This window comes from Agrobacterium sp. 22-3639C2, assembly GCF_053522105.1.
This window is the reverse complement of sequence record NZ_JBNWDB010000002.1, coordinates 537,073-558,529: the sequence shown is the minus strand read 5'-3', so window position 1 is coordinate 558,529 and position 21,457 is coordinate 537,073. Positions and strand designations below refer to the sequence as shown.

The window sequence follows — 21,457 nt, the reverse complement described above, 5'->3', positions numbered from 1 at the left end:
GTAGTTTTCGATATTTCGAACAACGGCAACGGGGGATCACGCATGTCGGTGGATATAGGCGGGCGTTTGCGCCATTTGCGGCTGCGTCACAATATTTCCCAGCGTGAACTGGCAAGACGTGCTGGCGTTACCAATTCGACGATTTCGCTGATCGAATCCAACACCTCCAACCCGTCCGTCGGCGCGCTGAAGCGCATTCTCGACGGTATACCGATCGGCCTTGCCGAATTTTTCGCCTACGAGCCGGAGACCAGCCGCAAGGCATTTTACCGCGCGGATGAACTTGTCGAAATCGGCAAAGGACCGATATCCTTCCGGCAGGTGGGCGAAAATGTTTTCGGCCGCAGCCTGCAAATCCTGAAGGAATGTTACCAGCCGGGTGCCGATACTGGCAAGGTGCCACTGGTCCACGATGGAGAAGAGGGGGGTATCATCCTCTCCGGGCGTCTGGAGGTGACGGTCGACGAGGAGCGGCGGGTTCTTGGTCCGGGGGATGCCTATTATTTCGAAAGCCGCAGGCCGCACCGCTTCCGCTGCGTTGGTCCAGTGCCGTGCGAGGTTATCAGCGCCTGCACACCACCCACCTTCTGATTCTATGGCTTTCGGGTAAAGTCACGCCGGAATGGTGGTCGGACCGTTGCAGCCGGAGATAATATGGTCCAGCCGGAGAGATTTTCTACGAGCCGACCGAACTTTGATACGGGTTCCCGCCATTATTTTGCCGCTTTTGCGCCGCTTTTGCAATTTTTCCATCGCTTTTTCTTGGCGAAGTTGGCGTGCCGGCAAAAAAATCCCGGCTAATATGTCAAATTTTATATGCATTGCCACAATCTTGCTGCGCTGCAAAAAAATTTAATATTCTTCCTGACGCATGGCTGTTCTTGGCGTTCCTGTCTCACCTGATTAAGTCACAAGAAACATATAAGAAAAGACTATCTGTTGTCGAAAACGCAATACATGCGGGAGCGGCACCCATGCTCTCAACACATGGCCGCCGGCACATTTGTTGCTTTTTTATGCAACCGTTAATATTGCCCTGACGTTGATCGGCCGCTCTCGCAAGAAATCGCATAGACGGTCAGGGGCAATGTGCCTTACAAAAAATCCATTAGCATCAAATTCAGAACACAGACTTGTTATCTCTTTTAGACGGAAAGACACGCCTCCGGGCACCGACCAATCGCAAAACATAAATGGAGTTCTCTCTATGAAGTCCGCGACCCAATCGGCTGAACAGACACTCAGCAGTTCCGAAGACTTCGATGTCAGTTTCCCTATCGGGGGCATCGCAAAACGCAGCTTCGATATGACATCGGCCCTGCTTGCGCTGCTCATCTTCAGCCCGATTTTTCTGTTGATCGCCGCACTGGTGAAATTGTCCGATCCCGGCCCGATCTTTTATGGGCACCGGCGTGTGGGACATAATGGCCGCTATTTCCATTGCCTGAAATTCAGGACGATGGCGATGAACGGTGATGAAATGTTGCGGCAATATCTTGCCGCCAATCCGGAGGCCGCCGAGGAATGGCGTGCGACCCGCAAACTCAAGAATGATCCGCGCGTAACCGCAGTTGGTGCCGTGCTGCGAAAGCTCAGCCTTGATGAGCTGCCGCAGCTTCTCAACATCATCCGCGGCGAAATGAGCGTCGTTGGCCCGCGCCCCGTCGTCGACGAGGAGCTGAGCTACTACGAAAGCGATGCCGCCTATTACCTCAGCACCCGTCCGGGCCTGACCGGCCTTTGGCAGATCAGCGGCCGCAATGACGTAAGCTACAAGACCCGCGTGGCTTTCGACACGCAATATGTGCAGAACTGGTCGATGCGACAGGACGTCTTCATCATCGTCAAGACCATTCCCGCCGTGTGCCTTTCACGCGGAAGCTACTGAAAACCGATATTGAGTTTGGCTTTATCGATCTTTGTTTTGCCACGCACCCTGACCGGGATCCCAAGTCCGGTCTTTGGGTGCGTCATTGGTGCAAATCATAATGGCCGCTTTTTGCGGCGCTGTGCAGCCGGCACCGTCCGGCTGCTCTATCGCCTGATCGCCCGCGCGGCGATCCGCAAACAGGGAGTTTCCCGATGAACGGTCCTATTGCCGTCGCTAGCCGTCCGCTTGCAAAAAGAACCGCCGGACGCACTTTCTCCGCCCTTCTGCTTGTCGCATCCGTCGCATTTGGAGCGCCGCTTTCCGCAATGGCTGCGGAAGGCGCTCAATACAAGCTTGGCACCGCCGACAAGCTGCGCATCCGCGTTGCCGAATGGCAGCCGGCCGATGGCAGCATCCGCAACTGGGATGTCATCAACGGCGATTATTCCGTCGGCCCATCCGGCGCGCTGTCGCTGCCCTTCATCGGCCAACTGGATGTGGCGGGGAAGACCTCCGCGGAGGTCGGTGAGGCGATTGGAGCCCAGCTTCAGAGCAAGTTCGCCCTTCGCAATCTGCCGTCGGCTTCTGTCGAAATCGCCCAGTTCCGGCCGATCTTCCTCAGCGGAGATGTACAGACGCCAGGCGAATATCCCTATGCTGCCAATCTCACGGTGTTGAAGGCCGTAAGCCTTGCCGGCGGGTTGCGGCGCTCCGATGCCGGGCAGCGTTTTGCCCGCGACTTCATAAATGCCCGCGGCGACGCAGCCGTTTACGACAACCAGCGCGCAAGGCTGCTTGCCCGTCAGGCGCGGTTGATCGCCGAGGTCAAGGGTGACACGGTCATCGCCAAGACGCCGGAGATGGAAAAGATTGCCGAGATCGACGCGCTTCTCGCCAGCGAAAGCGCGCTGATGAAATCGCGCACCGAGCGTTACACTTTGCAGCTCAAGGCGCTGACGGATCTGCATGCGCTTCTGGAAAGCGAAGTCGAATCGCTGAAAAAGAAATCGGAAACGCAAAACCGCCAGCTCGAGCTTGCCAATGAGGACCGAGACCGCGTCAACCGGCTGAACGAGCAGGGCCTTGCACTATCGCAACGGCGTATTTCCGCGGAAGAACGTGCAGCGGAGGTGGAAGCCGCACTGCTTGATATCGACACGCAGTCATTGCGGGCCAAGCAGGATATCAACAAGGCGACCCAGGATGAAATCAACCTGCGCAATGACTGGGTGGCACAGCGCTCCAAGGAATTGCAGGACACGGAAGCGGAACTCGACAAGCTCAATCTGCAACTGGGTACAAGCCGGGAATTGATGTCGGAGGCGCTCGCACAATCGGCTGAGGCGATCCGTTTCGATCCGTCGGGAAAATCCGCGACAATCAGCTACGTCGTGGTGCGTGAGGAAAACGGCAAGCCGAAGGAAGTGAAGGTGGATGAAAACGCCATGCTCCAGCCAGGCGACGTCATCAAGGTCTCGTCCGAAATCCTGATGCAGTGAGGTTTTCATGCGGATCGCCAAATCGGCACTGATCGATCCCGAACGCAATGAAGTCTACGGAATGGCGGCGATTGCGCTGTCATTCTTCGTTTTCGCCTATTCGTCGCGTTTCGGGCAAATCTCGATTCTGGCCTATTATGGCATGTGGCTGCCCCTGGTAGTGGTCAATTACCGGCGCGTGCTGGGTAACTATCCGCGCTATCTGTGGATATTCGCCTTCGGCATCCTGACCGTGCTGTCGAGCTTCTGGTCGGAGGCAGCATCGGTCACCATGCGCGCTTCCATCCAGTATATGACGCATATCGTCTGTGCACTTATCGCCATGCGGGTGGTCTCCATCCGCACGCTGACGCGTGGGGCGTTGATCGGCATCACCGTCATTCTGCTCTATTCGCTGCTGTTCGGTGTCCACCTTTTCGATGCGCTTGATGGAACCTACAGTTTCGTCGGGGCCTTCTCATCGAAGAACCAGCTTGGCTTTTACGCCTCGCTCGGCGTCATTTTCGCCGTCTCATCCGTGCTGATCCTCAAGCAAAGGGGTATCTGGCTGCCGATCGCGGGCATCACCGGGCTCCTATCGGCCTATAGCCTAATTGCTTCGCAATCGGCCACATCCACCATTACCACGGCGGCGGTGGTCGCCCTCATCATCGGTTTCATCCCGATTGGCATGCTTTCACCGGCCAACCGCAAGATGACCTTTTTCGCACTCGGCGGTGTTGGCATATTGCTGGTGGTCGCGTCCCTGCAGTTCGGCTTGCTTGATGCCATTCTCGGCCTTTTCGGCAAGGATTCGACACTGACAGGACGCACCTATCTCTGGCAGCAGGGCATCGAAGCGGCAAAGCAGACACCGATCCTCGGCGTTGGTTACCAGGGGTTCTGGGTGGTAGGTTTTGCCGATGCCGAGCGCCTGTGGAACGACTTCTTCATTACCGGACGCAGCGGCTTCCATTTTCACAACACCTATATCGAGACGGTGGTGGAGAATGGCATCGTCGGCATGGTTCTGCTCGGCATGGTGCTTTACGGAACGCTGCTCGGCCATCTGCGCTCGGTCCTGATGCGCCAGCGCGATCCGCAGGGCGTCATTCTCTTTGCCATCTGCGCGCTGTTCGTCGTCCGCTCCTTCGTGGAGATCGATATCATCTTCCCATTCCAGATCGGCTCGTTCCTGCTGTATTTCGCCGCCGGAAAACTATGCCTGCCGGCGAAAGCCACGCAGAACAGCGAAACTCATCCCGCGATTGGCGTGCGGTTACAGACGCGAGCCTGAGCATTCGCTCTGCCCGATCCTAGAGGTAATCCGATGAGACGTGCGGGCTGGCGTGGATGAAACTCCACATGTCCTTGCTGACAGAGACGATGTCGGCGATGGATTTCTCGAGGTGTTCGATTTCTTTCTCGTCCATGCGTTCTACCTTGCCGTAACGGACCTGGGTTTCGTCCTCCACCAGTCGCATGAGCTGGGTGCTGGCAATTTCGCCCTTTTCGTCGAAGGAGTAGATGCAATGATTGTATTTGTTGCGCGTTTTCGATTCTTTCTTGAGCCGCGCCATGATGGAGAGAATGGTCTTGCGATCCGGCGCTGGTGTTGAGGGAAGTTTTGCCAGACGCTCGATGAGATCCATGCGTGCGCGCGTGGTGTTGAGCGTCAGAAACACGACGATGGCCGCTTCCTTCTCCACTTTCAGGAGATGGACGATCAGATAGATCATCAGGCTTTCGGTGTTGGTCCACACGTAATTCAGCCTGCCGACCATCAGCAATATATCCGACATTGCTGCCATGCTGTTCTCCCGCCCCACCAGACATATACTGGCATTCTATGCCGATCTGGACGGGATTGACAGCGTAGGTCCTTCTGCGTTCCGCATTTTCCAGACGCAAAACCGCCATCCAACCTTCCTGGAAAAGCGGTATTTCTTCATCTTTCCTTGAATGCTCGGGACATGCTCTCGGAGATAGGCTTGGTCAGATATTCGAAGAAGGTTCGCTCCGAAGTCTGGATCAGGACATCCGCCGGCATGCCGGGAACGGGATGGAAATTATGGACCTTCGCGATCTCCTCGTCTGAAACCTGCACGCGCACGATATAGACGTCCTTAACCTGCAGGCCTGCATTTTCCTCGATGCTGTCGGCGGATACGTAAAAGACCTTACCGTTCAGAACAGGCGTGGTGCGGCGGTTCAGTGCCGAAAGGCGGATCGCTGCCGTCTGGCCCTCATGCAACTGGTCGATGGAGGTTCTCAGAACCTGCGCCTCAAGGATCAGGGGAACGTGGGCGGGCAGGATTTCCATGATCGGCTTGCCGGTGGTGATGACGCCGCCTGCCGTGTGGTAATAGGCGCGCACCACGGTACCGTTGACGGGGGAGCGGATGACGGTGCGTTCCAGCACTTCGGCGGCACCGCGCACTTGCTCGCGCACGCTGTCCAGATCGGCTTCTGCGGTTTCGAGCGCGTCGAGAGCAGCCTGCTTGTTGGCGTTGATGGCAATGACCGCTTCCTGCTTGAACTTGGCGATTTCAGCCTCGCTCTGGTTCATCTCGCCGGTCAGTCGGGCGATATCGCCCATGGCATCGGCAATGGCGCGCTCCAGCGCCAGCATGTCGGTCTTGCGGATGACACCGTCCTTGGCAAGCCTTTCCTTGGAATCACGCTCCTGGGTCAGAAGTGCCAGTTGACGGTCGAAGGACTGCTTCTGCCCCTCATAGCCCGCATAACGAAACTCCAGCGACTTGATGTTCTTTTCGATGAGATTCAGTTGCTCGTCGAGTTTCACGATCTTGCTGTGGAACACGATGTTCTGGCTCTGGATGATGGATTTGATATCAGGATCGCTGGCTTCCTTCATGACGATGTCAGGCACCTTGAAGCTTTTTTGGCCCTGCGCCTCGGCGCGCAGGCGCGTGACGATGGTTTCGAGGCGAAGGCGTCTCAGCTGGAACATGCGCTCGTTGGCGAGCGCCGTCGTCTTGTCGAGCGTCAGAAGCACGTCTCCTTCCTTGACGGTGTCGCCTTCGCTGACCATCATTTCCTTGATGATGCCGCCCTCCAGATGCTGCACGACCTTGTTGTTGCCGGTGGCGACAAAGCTGCCCTGGGCAATGATGGCGGCGGAGAGCGGTGCAGTGCCGGCCCAGTACCCGAAACCGCCGAAGGAGGCGAGCAGCACGGCAAGACCGATTGAACTGTGGAGGCGAATGGAACGTGGCACTTCGCTGTACCACTCAAGCTGGCCCTGGGGTTTTACCTCTGCGACGGCGACGGCGGTTTTTTTCTTGAACATGACGATCCTCAACCCTCGATCTGCGGAGACTGGCTACTTTGCCGGCCATTGCCGGAAATGGCCTTCAGTACGTCCATCCGTTCGCCGAACATGGCGACCGATCCGTCCTTCAGCACCATTATCTTGTCGACGCACTGAAGAAGTGCGGGTCGCTGGGTGATGGTGACGGTGGTGATGCCCTGTTTCTTGGCGTGCAGAATGGCTTTTGCCAGCGCCTGTTCGCCCTGCGTATCAAGGTTGGAGTTTGGTTCGTCCAGAACCACGAATTTTGGATCACCGAAGAATGCGCGGGCAAGCGCGATGCGCTGCTTCTGGCCGCCCGAAAGCGGTGCGCCATCGGCGGCAACCACGGTTTCGTAACCCTGCGGGAAACCGGCGATCAGCTCGTGTACGTCGGCGAGCACAGCCGCCTCGTAGATCTGCCGGTCTTCGACATCGTCACGCATGCGACAGATATTGGCCTTGATGGTGCCGGGAAACAGCTGCACGTCCTGGGGCAGATAACCGATGCTTTCACCGAATTGCCGCTGGTCCCAGTTGCGCAGGTCCATGAGGTCAAGGCGGACATTGCCGGAAGTGGGAAGGATGGAGCCGACCAGCATCTTGCCAAGCGTCGTCTTGCCGGAACCGGAATTGCCGATGATGGCGAGGGATTCACCTTTCTTCAGCGAAAAGGAAATGCCGTTCAAGATCACCTTCTTCTGCGGCGGCGGCACGAAAAGGATACGTTCCACATCCAGACGCCCTTCCGGATTGGGCAGGCGCAGACGCGGGAAATTGAGCGGTGAGGTGATGAGAAGCTGCTTGATACGGCTATAGGAGGCTGCAGATTTGTTGAACTGATGCCAGCCCTCGATCGCCCCTTCGATCGGTGCCAGCGCGCGGCCGGAAATGATGGATGCTGCGATCACCATGCCGCCGGTCAGTTCGCCTGCGAGAGACAGATGCGCGCCCCAGCCCAGGAGTGCCACCTGCGTGATCATGCGGGCTGCTTTGGAAACACCTGAGAACATGATGTTGCGATCCTGCGCCGCCACATGCGACTTCAGTGATCCGGCTGTTTCACGACCCCACATCTTCACGGCCTCTGGGATCATCGCCATGGCATTGATGATCTGCGAGTTGCGCGACATGGAATCAAGATGGAAATTGGCGCGGCTCAGATAACCGGAGGCTTCCGCGAACTGTCTGGCGGTGAAGCGCTGGTTCAGCCAGGCTATGATGAACAGCACCGCGCAGCAGACCATGATGATGATGCCGAGATGCGGATGTACAAGATAAACCACCACGATGAAGAGGGGCATCAACGGCGCATCGAGAAAGGCGATCAGGGTGCCGGAGGTAATGAAGGAACGCAGCTGCTGCAGGTCCTGCAGAATCTGGTAGTCCTTGCCGCTGCCATGCAGGGAGGCACGGGCCGCTGCCGACAGGATCGGCGCTCCAAGCTGCACTTCAAGCTCGACAGCGGTGCGCATCAGGATGAAGCGCCGGATGGCGTCCATGAAGGCTTGCAACAGAACCGCGCCGAGAACGGCGACCGTCAGCATGACGAGTGTATCCATGGAGCGGCTTGTCAGGACCCGGTCCGAGATTTGAAACAGATAGAGCGGGATGGCAAGCAGCAGAACGTTGATGGCGATGGTGAACAGCATCACGATCGCCATGTTGCGCCGTATCGCGGCGATGCCCTTGGCGAGGCTGGCGGCGAAATTGACGGGTTCACTGCGCTTGTGGAAGCCGCTCTGGCTTCCGCCGCCGCCTCCGCCACCGCCGCCATTCTCCGTCGGCTCCTTGCCGTTGCCGCCGCCGCCCGTCACCGGACGGCGCTCGTTTTCACGGATAGGCCCGTCATTATTGTCGATGGTCTTGACGAAGGGCAGGTCGGGTGCGCTTTTCAGCTCGGTATTGTCCACCTTTGCTTCCGGCTCCGGCGGTGAGGCGGGGCGCCGGTCTTGCTGCGGCGGCACTGGCCTTTCCTGCGGAACGTCACGCATTTGCGGTTGTTCGGCGTATGGGGAATGTTGTGGAAGGGGCCGGGGCGGTGTGATCTCAGGGGAGGGCGAGGCTGCTTTCACGGTCGGTTCCGCGCCGGACAGGTGACGCAGGTTTTCGACGGCCTCGTTTATGGCCGAAATGCAGGCATCAGTCAGCTTGCTGTCTTCCGCATCCTGATCCAGCGGCAAGTCCAGCGAGTGCCCGGCGGTAATGGTTTTTCTTGAAATATGATCCATTTTTTTATTAATCCCCTCAGTGATCTCGCGGTTTCTGCGGCTTTGGCGGCGGGCGTTTCTCCCCGCCTGTCAAAACCTATGCAGTGACCGCCTGCATGACGTCGGATGAATGCGCGCTCGACCACGACATGTCGTGACCGGCGTTGATGACGCCATCGGATTCATTCTGAATGGTGGCGGGATCGTCGTGCAGAAACGCGATAACTTCGTTTGCCAGCTGCTGGCCTTGGTGACCCGGTTGCGACGCATCGTTTTCGATGATGCCGCCCTGTATAAGGATAGCATCCGAATAAAGCCCGCCTGCGACGTAGGTGGTGGAACCGAAGCTGTCGTAATCGATAATCTGCGCGAGATTGATGACGGCGTTGCTGCCGGTATCGATATGGATCGTGACGTTCTCGTTGTTTTCCAGAATCTTTGCGGCTGCCTGCGTCACATAGTCGGAATCGCCCAGCACGCTCACCTGTTTGATGATGCTGACGTCATAAAGATTGCCAGTGATGTAAAGGACGTTGATCCCCTGATAGCCCGCAAAATTGGCATCGTGGGCAAGCGCGTCCGGCATGTTCGGATCACGCTCGTTAATCGCTTTCACCGTCTGCGCCATATAGTCCGGCATGGTTTCGAAACGGTCGTTGCCACCGACATTGTGGATGCTGGCGTCGTTCCACAACAGGTTGTTGCCGGACTGAACGGTGGCGCCCTCAGGCGCGTCGGGGTTGGCGCGGATCCAGTCATTGTCGTAAAGCACGGCGATCTGGCTGATGAGGTTCATGTCCAGCACATTGCCGCCGACGATGACCAGATCGTACTGCATGCCGATGCCGAGGAAATTGGCGATGTTGAGGGCAGCGTTGCCACCGCTCAGCAAGCTGACGCTGGCACCCGAAGAGGTAACCGTCAGTGTGTCGTTGTCGCTGATGAACTGGTACTGCTCGATCCAGTGGACGAAAGACACGTCTCCCTCGAGGACGCTGACACGCCAGGCAGTGGGAAATATTGGCGGTTCACCACTATCGTGGCTGCTATCGGCGCTTTCTGCACCCGGATAGACACTGCGTGAGAAGGTCGCAATATTGTAGGCGGCGGTTGCGTCATGGTCTTCGGACTGCGTGAAAACGGAATCGACCTCATCGCGGTCGCTATAGACATAGGCCTGGGTGATTGCATCGATCTGGTGATAATCGCCCATGACGGTGGTGACGGAGGCCATGACGGCAGTATTGACCAGCGTTGCTATGTTGGCGACGACATTTGCGCCGGCAGCCACATCGAGGCTGTTTCCGGCGGGGCTATCCTCATGCAGCGAAACATCGCTCTTTTCAGGCTCTTCAGCGGGCTTGGCAATGCCACGATCCGGCATGAAGTCGTCGAGCATTGGCTTTTCGCTTGCCATGGAGCCATTGATGTAGAGGCCGTTGATGTCATTGCCGGCGAGAACGAAATCCTGTTCCGCGCCGGTTCCAAGGGACGTCACGTCATTTTCGCGCGCATGGTCGATATAATCATGTGCTGATTTGGCGAGCGCCTGCAACGCGTCGTAGCTGTCGGTGCGCTGGAAAACGGAAAAGGGCGTGAAGACGGCTGCTTCGTTATGGAACTCGACGGTGCGCTGGGTCACGAAACTGGTGTCGCGCGCCACATTTGGGCCGTCCGTCATGTTCAGATAGTCGTCGTCCTGAAGAATGTTGACCTGCGTGACATGCGCGATAACCGAGCCAGGGCCGGTGTGCACCACCAGTTCGCGTTCTTGCTCAAAGGAGACACTGCCCGGAAAACGGAAATGCGCGGCTGACATATCGACCGGTATCGCATTTGCAAGCTGCTGCATGTCGTGTTCGACCATGCGAGCGAAATGCGGTTGCAGATAGTCGAAGTCGTAATAGCCGGCGCGATATTTAACGCCGGGATCGTAATCCTGAAGCTGCAAGTCGTAGGTCTTGTCTAGCAGTCTTGCCGCGTCATCATCCGACAACCGGTCTTTGTTCGCGTGTGCCGTGCCTTCGGCATAGTTGCTTCTTAGACGCGCTTCCTCGATCACCGTGTCGAACAGGCCGATGAAATGCGCAATCATGTCTGAAATTCTGTCGATTTGCATTGCAGGTCCCTCCCTGATCATCGCGGCAGAGCCTGGGCGGCGGGCGGCACACGTCCAAGAGGCGGTGCTTCGTCTTCGCGCAAACCCGGTCCTTCAACCGCAAACTGCACCGGCGAATGCCGGTGCAGCTTTTTTCATAGAGAGGTACTCGTCAGGAGCCGCTGTCCTCGCCGGTATCAGAAACATGCGAGTTACCGCCTGTGACCGAGACATCAACGGCATTGGAGAGCATGTTGGCGCCCTGCACCAGTTCCAGATGGAAGCCGGAGTTTGCAAGGATAGCCGATGCATCTGCAGTGCTGGTACCCGCAGCGTCGTCGCCAGCCTTGAGGTCCCATCCCTTGCCGTCCATGCCTTCTGCGCCAAAGGCGTCGCCGGCATTCGCGCTCAGGTGGTTCTGGGCACCACCATTGTCCATCCTGACATCCCAGGCCTGATCCTGATCCGCCAGGTGGTTGGCCTGCACAAGGCTGAAGCCCGTGTCGTTGCCTTCGCCGTTGAGCGAGCTGTTGAGGATATTGTCGACATCAAGTGTGAAGGAGAAGTCGTCACCGAGGTTAAAGGTGAGGTCTCCGCCAGCGATGCCGAGATTGCCGACATCCTTGACGCCGGCGATGTTGCCGAAGTCGTCATCCGACTTGTAGAAACTGTCAGCGGAGTTGAAGCTGTCGGAAGTCGTCGTTGTTGTTGTTGTCGTGTCGTCGTCGGAATAGGAGAAGGTCTTGGTGTCCGTATCCGTGACCGTCTTCACGTTGGTGTCGTTGTCGCTGTACGACTTGCTTTCATAGCTCCAGTCGTAATCGGTCTTGATTTCGGTGCTGGTTTCGGTGCTCGTCTTTACGGTCGTATCGTTGTCGCTGTAAGACTTGCTGTCATAGCTCCAGTCATAGTCGTTGTCGCGATTGTCGCCGTTGCCCACTGCAACGTCGATTTTGGCGTCAACATCCACATTGGTGCTGTTGTCGCTGTTGTCGTTGTTGCGGTTTTCACCGTTTGCGGTGCCGACGTTGCTGTCGTCCACCTTTGCGTCATTGGTCGAGGTGTTGGCGAAACCCTCCGAAAGCGCGCCAATCTTGGTGATGTCGTCGCCCGCAGGCTGTGGATTGTAACCCATGTCGATTTCCTCCGAAAAAGCTCGGAGCAGCTTTCGAAATCCCTCTCATCTAAAACGGGATTTTTTCGCGCTTGCTCCGCGTTGCACAAAGATTGATGTTCTGCAGATGCACTCGGTACGTCTCATCTGCGGCTTGGCATCGGCCCGTAACCGGGCTCTTCTCGTTCAGCCCTTGTGCGCTACTCGGTATTAAGGCGCACAAATCCGTTCCTCGCTCCGTTGGGAGCGCGGTGGCTTCGTCTTTTTGCTTTCGTTATGTCTTGAAAAGGAACCGGCGTTTGCAAACACACGTCAAAGGCCGGGGTTGTCTTTCCATCGGTCACTGTTTGCAGCGACGGTCAGACTGTGCAGCAGAAAAATCGCGCTTCCTAGCTATCAATTCGGGCTAAACATATCGGCACCCTTACCACCAATATATATGTCGGAAGGCGGTCGCATGGAGATTTGCCGCCGGTTCAGACGCAAATAATCGCGCTCAGGCCGGGAAAAGCTGCTTTTTCTAAAAAGGTAGTCAATGGCGGTGAGAAGGGTCCCTATCCCGAAATGGCACATTCCGGAAGCTCCTTTGCCGGGCAGGTATGTAAAGGGATATCAACCAAAAGTTATATTTTCCCGGATTGCAAAACCGGAGCGAAAGCTTTTCCGATGTGTTTGTTTTTACACTGGTTCCGGGCTCAACGATTCATTACGGGCGTAACCAATTTTGTACGTCAATTGCAAGAAATAACCCATTTGGGCCATTTCTTTGCACAGCTTTTCGTATTAGCCTCCTTAATTAACGGGTAATTAATGATAGTTGACATGGCGTGAAGCGGGAGTTGCCCCATTTGTTTCTAGGGGTATCCCGGCGAATGACAGAGCACACAACCAAAAAGAACGTAATGCGTAGCGCTTTAGGGGAGACGTCGATGTTCATGGGAACTTCAGATTATGCGGCAAAACAAAGTGGAGCCGTTGCGCCTATAAATGGGACTTTATTGATCATCGCGGATCCGGACCTGTTTTCCGAGTGCCTCGTGGAGGCGCTGGGCAAAAAGTTCCCTACATTCGCTGTGATGAGCGTTATGTCGTCGGCAACGATCGACGATGACTATGGCGCCGATGTCCGGCTGGTCCTGCCGTACCGTATGTCGGGCGAGCGGCTTCATAGCGTTCTTTCGGCAGTCCGCGAAAAGCATCCGGATGCCCCAATTGCACTTGTCGTCGAAACCATCGACAAGTTTGAGGAGCCGCTGAAGCAACTGGTGGGGATGCGTATCATCGATGGCGTGCTGCCGCTTAATCTGCGGCTCGACGTTTTCATGGCGGCGGTTGATCTCCTCATGAAGGGCGGGGAGCATTTTCCCGCTGCCCTTCTCGGCAAGCTCACCCCCTATTCCCAGGCCGTGAACGGCAAAAGCGTTAAAAGCAACGCCGTGATCGCCAACCGCGCCGACGCTCTTGCCGTCAGCAAGAGTGAAATGGCGGCGCTGACGACGCGCGAGGTGCAGATCCTCGACCTGCTTTGCAAGGGAACGCAAAACAAGATCATCGCCGACCGGCTTCACCTGTCCGAGAATACCGTGAAGGTGCACGTTCGCAACATCTACAAGAAGATGAATGTGCGCAACCGAACGGAGGCAGCGTCGCGCTTTTTTCACAAGGACGACGACGCGGCTATCTCCGGCTGGAGAAACTGAACATCTGGCGGCCCGATGCCGCAAGGACGCCAGTTTCAAGCAGAGGTTATGCCTGAGGATTAGGGCCTCAGGAAGCAGCGGGACTTCTGACCAAATCCGCTCGGTGAGCAGATATAGGGAGAAGAACCGGAATAGGAATGCCGCGGCGATATCGTCGGTGTCTCGTAAGTATCGGCAACAAGCGTGACGGCTGCGTTGCCTGTCTTGTCATAGCCGTAGGACGCCTTGGCTGGAGCAACCCGGCTCTTGATCGTCGCCGTATTAGCAGATGCGGTCTTGATCAGAACGGCATCTTCAACGACGGAGCACGAGGCCGTAGCGAAAGTGAACGTCGCAAGTGCGGCGGCAACAAGTGCAAAACGACAGCGGCGGGCCGCTTTGCTGTTATGGGAATAAGGCATTTCATTCATGATGTATGTCCCCTGAAATCGACTAGCTGTCGCATCTCGCCGGGTGGTTTTGCCCCGGTGGACCGAGCCTTACAAAACCAGAATAGTCCCGACTGGTTGAGCGAAGCTTGCGCTAATGCTCAATAAGAAAGGCATAATGGAGGCGTAGTTAAAAAGTATTAAATCGAGTGATTAATACGAGTAATTCGGGGTAATCAATTGTAATATTTCGATAAAATAAAGTTGACCTGTTTTATGACGCGCCTATCATAAAAGTTGAAATATACCGAATCCAAATATTAAAACCTCCAGAAGAAATAAAAACCGGAGGTGACATTCGAAATATCCTGCAATCTGGAGTTTGATCTAGTTCAAGTCGAATCAGCCGGGCTGGTTCCTCATTGGGAGGAGTGTGTAATGCGTAATTTCGTTCCCAACGACCATGACAACGGCGCTACAATCTATTCCGAGTGGCGGCCAGGCCAGCGCGTTCTGGTCAACGGCGGGGCTGGTTTCCTTGGCTCCCATCTTTGCGAACGTCTGTTGGCTTGCGGTCATGAGGTGATCTGTCTCGACGATCTTTCGACTGGACGGACCGTGAATGTTGAGCATTTGCAAGCCAACAAGCGGTTTTTGATGGTCGAGCATGATGTCCGCAAGCCCTATGACATCGACGTCTCGCTGATCTTCAACTTCGCGTCGCCGGCCTCGCCGCCGGACTACCAGCGTGATCCAGTCGGCACCCTGCTTACCAATGTGCTTGGCGCGGTCAACGTTCTCGAAGTCGCTCGCAGATGCGGTGCAACCGTGGTGCAATCCTCGACATCGGAAGTCTATGGCGACCCGCTCGTCAATCCGCAGCCGGAAAGCTATTTCGGCAACGTAAATACAATCGGGCCGCGAGCCTGCTACGATGAGGGCAAGCGCAGCGCCGAAACGCTTTTTTTCGATTATCACCGCTTTTATGGCGTCGATATCAAGGTTGGGCGCATCTTCAACACCTATGGGCCGCGCATGCGCCCCGATGACGGGCGGGTGGTCTCCAACTTCATCGTCCAGGCGCTGAAGGGTTCGGACATCACCATTTATGGCGACGGCAGCCAGACGCGCTCCTTCTGCTACGTCGATGATCTGATCGACGGGTTCCTGCGTTTTTCAGCTAAGCCGAAGGATTGCACCGGACCGATCAATCTCGGCAACCCGACTGAAATTCCGGTGCGGCAGCTGGCCGATATCGTCATCCGCATGACGAATTCCCGCTCGCGCATCGTGCATCTGCCCGCTGCGATCGATGATCCGCAGCAGCGTCGTCCCGATATTTCGCGTGCCAAGGAAATGCTCAGATGGCAACCGCGCGTACCGCTCGAAACCGGTCTGGAGAAAACCATCGTCTATTTCGATGCGCTGCTGGCCGGCAAGAAGGTTGCGGAGGCCGTATGAGATGTCCCGTACAATCCTCGTCACGGGCGGGGCCGGATTCATAGGCAGCCACATCTGCAAGGCGCTGGCGCATTCCGGCTTCAAGCCCATTGCTTACGATAATCTCTCGACGGGTCACGCGGATTCAGTTCGCTGGGGTCCCTTCATTGAAGGCGACATTCTGGATCGTAGTCTCTTGAAGGCCACGCTCAAGGAGTTCTCGCCAGCCTTCGTCATCCATTGCGCCGCAAATGCCTATGTCGGCGAATCCGTTGAGGATCCGCGCAAATATTACCGCAACAATGTCGGCGGCAGTCTGGCGCTTCTGGATGCTTGTCTCGACCAGAATATCGGCGGGCTGGTATTTTCCTCCAGCTGCGCCACCTATGGCGTGCCGCCGCAATTACCGATCCGCGAGGAAACGGCGCAGATCCCGGTCAATCCCTACGGTCGTACGAAGCTGATTTTCGAAATGGCGCTCGATGATTACGCTGCCGCCTATGGCATGCGTTTCGTCGCTCTGCGCTACTTCAATGCGGCGGGTGCCGACCCGGATGGCGAACTTTACGAACGCCACGAGCCGGAAACCCATCTGATCCCCCGGGCACTGATGGCCGCCGCCTCGCGGCTGCCGCAACTTGACGTCTTCGGCCAGGACTACGACACCAGCGACGGCACCTGTATCCGCGACTACATCCATGTCAGCGATCTGGCTGACGCCCATGTGGCCGCCGTCAACTATCTTTCCGATGGCGGCGAGACCCTGCGTGTCAATCTCGGCTCCGGCCACGGCACATCGGTCGGGGATATCATCCGCGCGATCCATCGCGTCACGGGACAGGAAGTGCCGGTACATTTCGGCGCAAGGCGCGCCGGTGATCCGCCCGCCCTGTTCGCTGATATAGAAAGAGCGAGGGCGACCCTCGGCTTTGCGCCGAAGCGCTCCGATATAGACACCATCATCCGCACGGCTGGTCCCGGCTTCGGGTTGGAGGTGCTGTCATGAAAGCTCGCTCTACCCCTTCCGTACCATCATCGCGTCCCGTCGCGGGCCAATTGCCAATGCTGCCCGTCTTCACCGGCTGGAACCGCATGGCCTATCGTCTCGGCATTGGCGGTTGGCTGGTGACGCTTGCCTATTTCTGGATCTGGTGGCTGGACCGGGATCGGGTCATCGACTGGCCGTATTTTACGATCGTTACGGTAACACTCGCGTGGATCACGCTTCTGCCGTCCTATTTCATCTTCATCTTCCTGAACGCAAGGGTCGTCGACCGGCGCTCTCCTCTGCCGCAGGGCAGGGTGGCGATGGTTGTAACCAAGGCGCCGTCGGAGCCATTTACCGTAGTACAAAAGACGCTGCAGGCCATGCTGGAGCAGAAGGGCCTGGAATTTGACGTGTGGCTTGCGGATGAGGACCCGGATGCGCAAACGTTGAAATGGTGCGGCGCGCACGGTGTTTTCGTTTCGACCCGGAGGGGTGTCGTCGATTATCACCGCAAGACATGGCCTCGCCGCACCCGTTGCAAGGAAGGCAATCTCGCTTATTTCTACGATCATTACGGGTATGAGCGTTATGATTTCGTCGCGCAATTCGACGCCGATCACGTTCCGGAACCGGACTATCTGAGTGAAATCATCCGTCCTTTCGCCGATCCGGCGGTTGGATATGTCTCCGCACCAAGCATCTGCGATGCCAATGCAAAGGAGAGCTGGGCTGCGCGTGGCAGGCTTTATGCCGAGGCAAGCCTGCACGGCGCCCTGCAGCTGGGTTACAACAACAGCTGGGCGCCGCTTTGTATCGGCTCGCATTACGCCGTGCGCACCAAAGCCCTGCGTGAGGTGGGCGGTCTGGGACCCGAGCTTGCCGAGGACCATTCCACCACGCTTTTGATGAATGCGGGCGGCTGGCGCGGCGTCCATGCCGTCAACGCAATCGCGCATGGCGACGGGCCGGTGACTTTTACCGATCTCGTGGTGCAGGAATTCCAGTGGTCACGCAGTCTGATGACCATCCTCTTGCAATATTCGCGGCATTACGTGCCGAAGCTTCCCTTGCGGTTGAAATTCCAGTTCCTGTTTTCACAGCTCTGGTATCCCCTGTTTTCCGGCTTCATGGCACTGATGTTCGTGCTTCCCGCTTTTGCACTGTTGAGCGGCCAGGTACTCGTCAATGCCTCCTATCCAGTGTTTCTGGCGCATTTCCTGCCGATTTCGCTCATCATGATCGTGTTCGCCTTTTTCTGGCGGGCCACGGGGGCCTTTCGCCCGCATGATGCGAAACTCTTCGGGTGGGAAGCCATCGTGTTTCTGTTCCTGCGCTGGCCCTGGTCGTTGATGGGTGTGCTTGCGGCGATACGCGATACGATCCGTGGTGATTTCGTCGACTTTCGCATTACACCCAAGGGCACGCAGGCAAAACCGCCGCTGCCGCTGCGTGTAATCGCGCCTTACATGGTTCTGGCGGCACTAAGCCTTCTCGCAATGGTGCTGGCGCCGCGTGAAAACGCTGCGGAAGGTTTCTTCGTCTTCGCCGCGATCAATGTGGCGATCTACGCGGGCCTTTCGGTTTTTCTTCTCGTCCGACACACCATGGAAAACGGCTTGCCACGGCTGCCGGCATTGCGCGGTGGGGCGACGGTTGCCGCCTGTTCGTTACTGCTTGTGGCAGGTAGTGCCGCGGAACTCAGCTCCCATGCGATTGGTGGGCTGGAGGCCCTGTCGCACGGGCAACCCTATGTCAGCTTCACCGAAACGCGGTTCACCGTGGCCGGTGCTGGCGTGGAGGGAGCGAGATCGGTGCGTCTGAAACTGCGCATCGTACTGCCGGGAATGCCCGGAATTCGAAACATGCAGGCGGAGCCCATGGTGCCGCCACCGGTCATGACAACCGGAGAAATCATGCTGGCCGACAATAGAGTCGGACAATAGAAGGAGGAGGCTGTGATGAGAACAACAATAAGCAAATGCGGGTTCTCCGCTTTCGTACTCTGCCTTGCGGTGATCGCGCCAAGTGCCGTCCACGCCGCTGGCGGCACGAAGACGCCGAAACCGCTCCGGACCAGCGAAGTCGTAGATATGTATTACGACAAGACCTGGAAATGGGAGACTGGTGGCGGACGCTTCATCGCCGATGGCCGCAAGTTCATCGCCCTGACTGAAGAGAAAGGCAAGAAGGCCGTCGGTGAAGGCCGCTGGACCGTCGATGCCAAAGGTACGCTGTGCATGCGCGCTACCTGGAAAACCGATGCCGGAAACGGCAAGGCCGACACGTGTTTCGACCACGGTCGCATCGGTCAGGTGCTTTACCAGCGCAAGCAGGGCGGGCCCTGGTACGTCTTCCGGCATAATCCGCCACGGCCCGGAGATGAATTCCTGAAACTTGTCCGCAAGGACGACGTCACCCCGCAAATCGCCGCCTATGGCAAGGCGATGACTGCGACGAGGTAGGAGGAAAGTGTCATGCAAATAACAAGAAGAAGACTGCTCTTTGCAAGCGGGGCTGCTGTTGCTGCTTCAGCCAGCATGTACCCCATATTCAAACTGGATGCCCAAGGGGTCGCGCCCATGGGCTCCACGGGCATGAAGACGCTTGCCGACAAACGTCCGACATTGCACGCGGATGGTATACGCTTCGGCGCCTACGATCCGCACGGCGATTTCACCGGCCAGACCGGGGTGGCGACGGAACATCTGTTCCTGCCCTGGGAGGACGTGGATCTCGACAGCCTCGCGCTCGCAGACGCTTACGCTCTGGAGCGCAAGCGTAACGTGCTGATCACGGTCGAACCCTGGTCATGGGACGTCAACTGGCGGCTCACCTCCGACGAGTTGCGCCGCAAGGTGATGGGAGGCGATTACGACAAGAACATGCAGGCGATCGCCGCACGCATGTCCGCAATGAAGAGCCCGCTGATCCTGCGTTGGGGACAGGAAATGGAAGACACATCCGGCCGCTTCTCGTGGTCGGGTTGGAACCCGCAGGACTATATCACGGCCTACAAACGCATGGTGGACATGACCCGCAAGGCGGTCCCCGGCGTCAAGGTGATGTGGTCGCCGAAAGGTCTTGACGGTCTGCGCGCTTACTATCCTGGTGACAATTACGCGGACCTGGTCGGTCTCTCGGTCTTCGGTCTCGAGGACTATGACAAGATCGAATATGGCGGGCCGCAGAAGTTCACCGATCTCCTGCGCAAGGGCTATGGGCTTGTCGAAACCTTCAATAAACCGGTCTGGGTTGCTGAACTGGGTTATGAAGGCGGCGATTCCTACGTCCGTCCATGGATGAACGACGTGACGCTGAAACAGGCGGATTTTCCCAAGCTGGAAGAGGTCGTCTATTTCAACGACAAGGACGTGCATCCATGGCCGCACAATCTCGGCAAGCCCGACTGGCGCGTTGTGCGCCCGGCGCGGCTTAACTGAGGCTGGAGCGGGTAGAGCGGACGCCCGGCCCGCTCGCCCGCGCGGACTCTAATGGCTGGAGGCGAGTACTGCCTCAGCCTCATAGATGGCGCAGACGATGTGGTAGAAAGTGCTGGCCGGTGCCGGTTCGTCCAGCATCGGCTTGTCGGCCGGCCATTTGTCGAACCAAAGCCCTTTGACCGGTGTGTCGAGGAAAGGCTGCAGCGCGCCGATGGCCCTCAGGCCCGAGGCAAGATAACGCTGTCTTTCTTCACCAATGGTCACGCTGGCAAGGCGCAAGGCTGCCTTCAGCCATTCCGTCTGCGGCCAGAGCCGTGCCAGACCGTCATGTACCGAAAAATCATCGTACAAGCTCATGATCGCGACCTTGCGGCGTGGGCAGATGCCATGCGCTTCGCCGATCTCGAACATGCGCTTGGCCTTGGCGATTGCCTCGCCATTGTTGCGCAGGCTGCCCCAGCGCACCAGAAGCCAGGCCCATTCGAACTGGTGACCGGGCTCCATGATGCGGCCCTTCTCACCTTCAAACGGCATCCAGTCATGGCCGAAGAATTCGCGTAGCCCGCCATTGGTGCCATCGATGAAGCGGGTGAGTGCAAGGCCGGCGATCTCGTCGGCCAGCGCGGTCCATGGACCTTCGGGGTCCTGCACTTCCCAGGCAAGCATCGCCTCGAAAAGATGCATATGCGGATTGGAGCACAGCGGCGTGCGCGGCGGGTTCGCTTCCTCAAAGCCGGCGACGGGGTGTTTGTAGTCGCGATTGAGGACGGCGAGGATCTCGAGCGCCCGGGCACGCATCTCGTCCTTGCGGTCGGGAAGGGCTGCGGCCGTCTGTGCTGCGGCGAAAAGCGCGAAAGCCTGATTGTAGAGATCGAAGGACGGATCGATCAGCTTGCCGGTCTGGTCGGCGAGGTTGCCGTAAAGGCCGTTATCGAGGCGATAGACCTTTTCGAACCAGCTCAGCCCATGCAGCAACGCATCCTTCCACGGACCCTGCCAGCCGTTCTGGCCGGCGGCAGCGAAACAATAGGCCTGACGAGGCTGCACGCGGGCGCGGCGGTCATCAGAAAAAACCGGTTTCGCATCCTGGCCCAGGCGCTCGTAAAAACCGCCGTCCGGACGGGCGGAGCCCACCTCCCACCACAGCGGTAGCGCGTCCTCTTCAAGCCATTTCCGTAAGGTTCCGATCTCTTCGGCAAGCGCCTGCGAGATACTCGGAAATTGCACAGTCATGCGTCAACTCTCTGTTTTTACAGTTGAATGAAAAAAGTGATCAATAAAAATACGTCATTATAGACGCAAGTAGACCATGGGACATATTGCGCTGCAACCGTAAAAATATCGACCTCACGCCGAGCGAACCCGCACCAGCGCGATTTGGTTCCGTCGTCTCGTCCGGCAAAGAAGGGATCCGAAACGATTCGGAGGCCACAAAGCA

18 protein-coding genes are annotated in these 21,457 nt (G+C 57.3%); 10 read left to right on the top strand and 8 right to left on the bottom strand.

The genetic code is table 11. From position 1 onward, the window contains the following. The first annotated feature begins 42 nt into the window (after positions 1-42). Positions 43-591, top strand: a complete 549-nt coding sequence (locus ACQZ6D_RS10240) for a cupin domain-containing protein (RefSeq protein ID WP_003510910.1) — start codon at positions 43-45, stop codon at positions 589-591. A 21-nt stretch (positions 592-612) separates the two neighbouring features. Here the strand turns inward: ACQZ6D_RS10240 and ACQZ6D_RS10235 are convergent, their stop codons facing one another. Beyond that, the gene (locus tag ACQZ6D_RS10235) at positions 613-846 is read right to left on the bottom strand and encodes a hypothetical protein (protein ID WP_065662593.1); all 234 of its coding nucleotides are present in this window, start codon (positions 844-846) and stop codon (positions 613-615) included. Positions 847-1,207: 361 nt separating this feature from the next. On the opposite strand from ACQZ6D_RS10235, the gene ACQZ6D_RS10230 reads away from it, so the two are divergent. The 3 genes from ACQZ6D_RS10230 (at position 1,208) to ACQZ6D_RS10220 (ending at position 4,645) form a co-directional block, all read left to right on the top strand. Continuing rightward, positions 1,208-1,888, top strand: coding sequence for a sugar transferase (locus ACQZ6D_RS10230; RefSeq protein ID WP_003510909.1), 681 nt, complete (start codon positions 1,208-1,210; stop codon positions 1,886-1,888). Between the two features lie 194 nt (positions 1,889-2,082). Then, complete coding sequence (locus ACQZ6D_RS10225) at positions 2,083-3,369, top strand: polysaccharide biosynthesis/export family protein (RefSeq protein ID WP_013761580.1); 1,287 nt, start codon at positions 2,083-2,085, stop codon at positions 3,367-3,369. Between the two features lie 7 nt (positions 3,370-3,376). Further along, positions 3,377-4,645: an O-antigen ligase family protein gene (locus tag ACQZ6D_RS10220; protein WP_065687765.1), complete on the top strand. Its 1,269-nt coding sequence runs from the start codon at positions 3,377-3,379 to the stop codon at positions 4,643-4,645. 19 nt (positions 4,646-4,664) lie between these two features. Here the strand turns inward: ACQZ6D_RS10220 and ACQZ6D_RS10215 are convergent, their stop codons facing one another. The 5 genes from ACQZ6D_RS10215 to ACQZ6D_RS10195 form a co-directional block, all read right to left on the bottom strand. Next, positions 4,665-5,159, bottom strand: coding sequence for a hypothetical protein (locus tag ACQZ6D_RS10215; protein WP_013761578.1), 495 nt, complete (start codon positions 5,157-5,159; stop codon positions 4,665-4,667). 137 nt (positions 5,160-5,296) lie between these two features. Beyond that, entirely contained in the window at positions 5,297-6,661 is a 1,365-nt protein-coding gene (locus tag ACQZ6D_RS10210) for an HlyD family type I secretion periplasmic adaptor subunit (protein WP_003510897.1), read from the bottom strand. Between the two features lie 8 nt (positions 6,662-6,669). Then, entirely contained in the window at positions 6,670-8,892 is a 2,223-nt protein-coding gene (locus ACQZ6D_RS10205; RefSeq protein WP_013761577.1) for a type I secretion system permease/ATPase, read from the bottom strand. A gap of 76 nt (positions 8,893-8,968) precedes the next feature. Next, the gene (locus ACQZ6D_RS10200; protein ID WP_035199460.1) at positions 8,969-10,990 is read right to left on the bottom strand and encodes a hypothetical protein; all 2,022 of its coding nucleotides are present in this window, start codon (positions 10,988-10,990) and stop codon (positions 8,969-8,971) included. 151 nt (positions 10,991-11,141) lie between these two features. Next, positions 11,142-12,104 carry a hypothetical protein gene (locus ACQZ6D_RS10195; RefSeq protein WP_035199459.1) on the bottom strand — a complete coding sequence of 321 codons (963 nt, stop codon included), beginning with the start codon at positions 12,102-12,104 and terminating at the stop codon, positions 11,142-11,144. Positions 12,105-13,012: 908 nt separating this feature from the next. On the opposite strand from ACQZ6D_RS10195, the gene ACQZ6D_RS10190 reads away from it, so the two are divergent. Then, on the top strand, positions 13,013-13,783 hold the full coding sequence (locus ACQZ6D_RS10190; protein ID WP_448729982.1) for a helix-turn-helix domain-containing protein: 771 nt from the start codon (positions 13,013-13,015) through the stop codon (positions 13,781-13,783). Positions 13,784-13,842: 59 nt separating this feature from the next. On the opposite strand, the gene ACQZ6D_RS10185 is transcribed toward ACQZ6D_RS10190, so the two are convergent. Continuing rightward, positions 13,843-14,193 carry a hypothetical protein gene (locus ACQZ6D_RS10185; protein ID WP_060642287.1) on the bottom strand — a complete coding sequence of 117 codons (351 nt, stop codon included), beginning with the start codon at positions 14,191-14,193 and terminating at the stop codon, positions 13,843-13,845. A 396-nt stretch (positions 14,194-14,589) separates the two neighbouring features. Between ACQZ6D_RS10185 and ACQZ6D_RS10180 the strand changes: the two genes are divergently transcribed. Genes ACQZ6D_RS10180 through ACQZ6D_RS10160 form a run of 5 tightly spaced genes read left to right on the top strand, consistent with a single transcriptional unit; the run spans position 14,590 to position 20,019 of the window. Beyond that, complete coding sequence (locus ACQZ6D_RS10180) at positions 14,590-15,612, top strand: UDP-glucuronic acid decarboxylase family protein (RefSeq protein ID WP_013761571.1); 1,023 nt, start codon at positions 14,590-14,592, stop codon at positions 15,610-15,612. Between the two features lies 1 nt (position 15,613). Continuing rightward, positions 15,614-16,597 carry a UDP-glucose 4-epimerase GalE gene (galE, locus tag ACQZ6D_RS10175; protein WP_013761570.1) on the top strand — a complete coding sequence of 328 codons (984 nt, stop codon included), beginning with the start codon at positions 15,614-15,616 and terminating at the stop codon, positions 16,595-16,597. Then, positions 16,594-18,522, top strand: a complete 1,929-nt coding sequence (locus tag ACQZ6D_RS10170; protein WP_025595678.1) for a glycosyltransferase family 2 protein — start codon at positions 16,594-16,596, stop codon at positions 18,520-18,522. Before galE ends, ACQZ6D_RS10170 begins: the two co-directional genes overlap by 4 nt. Before the next feature lie 15 nt (positions 18,523-18,537). Continuing rightward, the gene (locus ACQZ6D_RS10165) at positions 18,538-19,041 is read left to right on the top strand and encodes a DUF995 domain-containing protein (protein ID WP_003510879.1); all 504 of its coding nucleotides are present in this window, start codon (positions 18,538-18,540) and stop codon (positions 19,039-19,041) included. 12 nt (positions 19,042-19,053) lie between these two features. After that, the gene (locus ACQZ6D_RS10160; protein WP_003510877.1) at positions 19,054-20,019 is read left to right on the top strand and encodes a glycoside hydrolase family 26 protein; all 966 of its coding nucleotides are present in this window, start codon (positions 19,054-19,056) and stop codon (positions 20,017-20,019) included. 48 nt (positions 20,020-20,067) lie between these two features. Here ACQZ6D_RS10160 and ACQZ6D_RS10155 read toward each other — a convergent pair whose 3' ends face one another. Then, positions 20,068-21,252, bottom strand: coding sequence for an AGE family epimerase/isomerase (locus tag ACQZ6D_RS10155; protein WP_035199453.1), 1,185 nt, complete (start codon positions 21,250-21,252; stop codon positions 20,068-20,070). Between the last annotated feature and the right edge of the window lie 205 nt (positions 21,253-21,457).

Bases quoted from the DNA above. Each gene is read 5' to 3' on its own strand.
- ACQZ6D_RS10240 (WP_003510910.1), top strand. From the start codon at position 43: ATGTCGGTGGATATAGGCGGGCGTTTGCGCCATTTGCGGCTGCGTCAC.
- ACQZ6D_RS10230 (WP_003510909.1), top strand. From the start codon at position 1,208: ATGAAGTCCGCGACCCAATCGGCTGAACAGACACTCAGCAGTTCCGAA.
- ACQZ6D_RS10225 (WP_013761580.1), top strand. From the start codon at position 2,083: ATGAACGGTCCTATTGCCGTCGCTAGCCGTCCGCTTGCAAAAAGAACC.
- ACQZ6D_RS10220 (WP_065687765.1), top strand. From the start codon at position 3,377: ATGCGGATCGCCAAATCGGCACTGATCGATCCCGAACGCAATGAAGTC.
- ACQZ6D_RS10215 (WP_013761578.1), bottom strand. From the start codon at position 5,159: ATGGCAGCAATGTCGGATATATTGCTGATGGTCGGCAGGCTGAATTAC.
- ACQZ6D_RS10210 (WP_003510897.1), bottom strand. From the start codon at position 6,661: ATGTTCAAGAAAAAAACCGCCGTCGCCGTCGCAGAGGTAAAACCCCAG.
- ACQZ6D_RS10205 (WP_013761577.1), bottom strand. From the start codon at position 8,892: ATGGATCATATTTCAAGAAAAACCATTACCGCCGGGCACTCGCTGGAC.
- ACQZ6D_RS10200 (WP_035199460.1), bottom strand. From the start codon at position 10,990: ATGCAAATCGACAGAATTTCAGACATGATTGCGCATTTCATCGGCCTG.
- ACQZ6D_RS10195 (WP_035199459.1), bottom strand. From the start codon at position 12,104: ATGGGTTACAATCCACAGCCTGCGGGCGACGACATCACCAAGATTGGC.
- ACQZ6D_RS10190 (WP_448729982.1), top strand. From the start codon at position 13,013: ATGTTCATGGGAACTTCAGATTATGCGGCAAAACAAAGTGGAGCCGTT.
- ACQZ6D_RS10185 (WP_060642287.1), bottom strand. From the start codon at position 14,193: ATGAATGAAATGCCTTATTCCCATAACAGCAAAGCGGCCCGCCGCTGT.
- ACQZ6D_RS10180 (WP_013761571.1), top strand. From the start codon at position 14,590: ATGCGTAATTTCGTTCCCAACGACCATGACAACGGCGCTACAATCTAT.
- galE (WP_013761570.1), top strand. From the start codon at position 15,614: ATGTCCCGTACAATCCTCGTCACGGGCGGGGCCGGATTCATAGGCAGC.
- ACQZ6D_RS10170 (WP_025595678.1), top strand. From the start codon at position 16,594: ATGAAAGCTCGCTCTACCCCTTCCGTACCATCATCGCGTCCCGTCGCG.
- ACQZ6D_RS10165 (WP_003510879.1), top strand. From the start codon at position 18,538: ATGAGAACAACAATAAGCAAATGCGGGTTCTCCGCTTTCGTACTCTGC.
- ACQZ6D_RS10160 (WP_003510877.1), top strand. From the start codon at position 19,054: ATGCAAATAACAAGAAGAAGACTGCTCTTTGCAAGCGGGGCTGCTGTT.
- ACQZ6D_RS10155 (WP_035199453.1), bottom strand. From the start codon at position 21,252: ATGACTGTGCAATTTCCGAGTATCTCGCAGGCGCTTGCCGAAGAGATC.